Annotated in this window: 1 protein-coding gene; it reads right to left on the reverse strand. The window is 36.5% G+C overall.

The features are described from left to right. A partial coding sequence (locus tag JSS34_08835) for an AAA family ATPase (protein ID MBS0186399.1) occupies positions 1–1,500 on the reverse strand: 1,500 nt, incomplete at its 3' end. Between the last annotated feature and the right edge of the window lie 202 nt (positions 1,501–1,702).

A 1,702-nucleotide genomic window follows, 5' to 3' on the forward strand; every position in this document is an offset into this window, starting at 1 on the left:
GAGGATACTGAGCGTCTGAGGTTCTCTTGCAATAATCGCATAATCATAGCGGCCCGATCCACTTTCGCGGTTAGAACGGATTTCATAAAGAGGAGAGGCATGAAGACTTGCCGTAAGCCCAATCATAAGCCCATGGTAAAAAGCCTCTGGGCTTCTTCCGGTATCATGAACACTGACAGTATGATCAATAAGTTCTTTTAAGCCAGCAGAGAACTTCTCCATCTCCCCTCGCAAAAGAGAATTTAAGAATTGCTCATACCACTCAAGTCCATAATCTTGGACAAACCATCCTTCAATAATCCGTTGAAGTAAAAAACTAATTTCTTTATTTGGGATAGAAAGCTTACACAATGAGCCACGCGGTGTGTGATGATGATCCAAAGCGGTTAAATACCCTGTCATTAAAAATAAACTCCAAGTTGATGTTGGATTGTTTCTTTTTAAATCAGAAAATACCATGTTCTCATCAATAAGCTTTTCAATTCCCTTTCCTTGAAGAAGCTCCTCAAAATCATCCTTAAAAGAAAAACTCGATCTTGAAAGAAGTGTTTTAATCAACTCATTATCAGATGTATTCACCCAATAGGGCTGAAGGATTCCTCTTTCTTGAATAAAATTAAGAATCGACCACGGATTGTAAACCGTTACATCCGACATATGGTATCCATTATACCAATCTTTAACGTCTGTTACTTTTTCTGTCATCTGAGCTTGATTCAAAAGACCCTCAACTTCACTTTCCATAAAACCAAAATAAGAACTATATTGGGAATTCAAAACAGAATAGACTTTTAGGTGATTCAGTCCTGAAAACAAACTCTCCCGCGAAACCCGCAAAATTCCAGTGAGCACAGCTTTATAAAGACAGGGATTGTCTTTAAGCCCTGCACTTAAGAAATTCCGAAAAAAAGAGACAATTTCATCATAAAACCCATTCAGATATCCTCCATGGATAGGCGTATCATATTCATCAATAAGAATAAGAGGCGGCGTTTTATGGTGATCAAAAAGACATTCTGTAAGTGTTTTAAGAGAATTTTCAAGCTGCGCCGGATTCGCTTCTCTTCTTAGGATTCGCACATAGAGGAGCTTGAGTTCTTCTAAAAGAACATCACTTTTTTGCAAATAAGAAAAATTTTGATAAAGATCTACGATAATTTCATATATCTTATCATAAGCCTTCTCAAAATTATTGTCTTTCACATCTTTAAAAGAGAGTGAAATGACAGGAACTTGGCCTTGATATTCTTCATAAACAGTTTCTTGAGAAATCTTAAGCCCGTCAAAAAGTCCTTTTGTTGGAATGCCTCTCACCTCCGGCGCAAAAAAATACTGAAGCATTGAAAGATTGAGCGTCTTACCAAATCGGCGCGGACGCGTGATCAATATGACAGTTGGCGCTTCCTCAATTACTTCCTTAATAAAAAGCGTTTTATCAACAAAATTAAAGTTTCCATCAATAATGTTTCTAAAATCACTTTGCCCAATGGGGAGTTTCATAAAATGTTATCCTCTTTATGTATGAAGCTTTCTGATTTTTATCATATCTTAAATTCACTTTAAACGGAATCTTTATATTAAGATACTGCAGAAATCTCATGAACAAGACAAAACTTCTTTCCCGAAAACGCAAGGCCAATTTTTAAGAGACGTGTGAGTCCACGTTGTTCAATTTCTGCATAATAAGCTTTTTGAGAAATTT

This window comes from Pseudomonadota bacterium (assembly GCA_018242545.1).
In the GTDB taxonomy this organism is placed as follows: Bacteria; Pseudomonadota; Alphaproteobacteria; order 16-39-46; family 16-39-46; genus 16-39-46.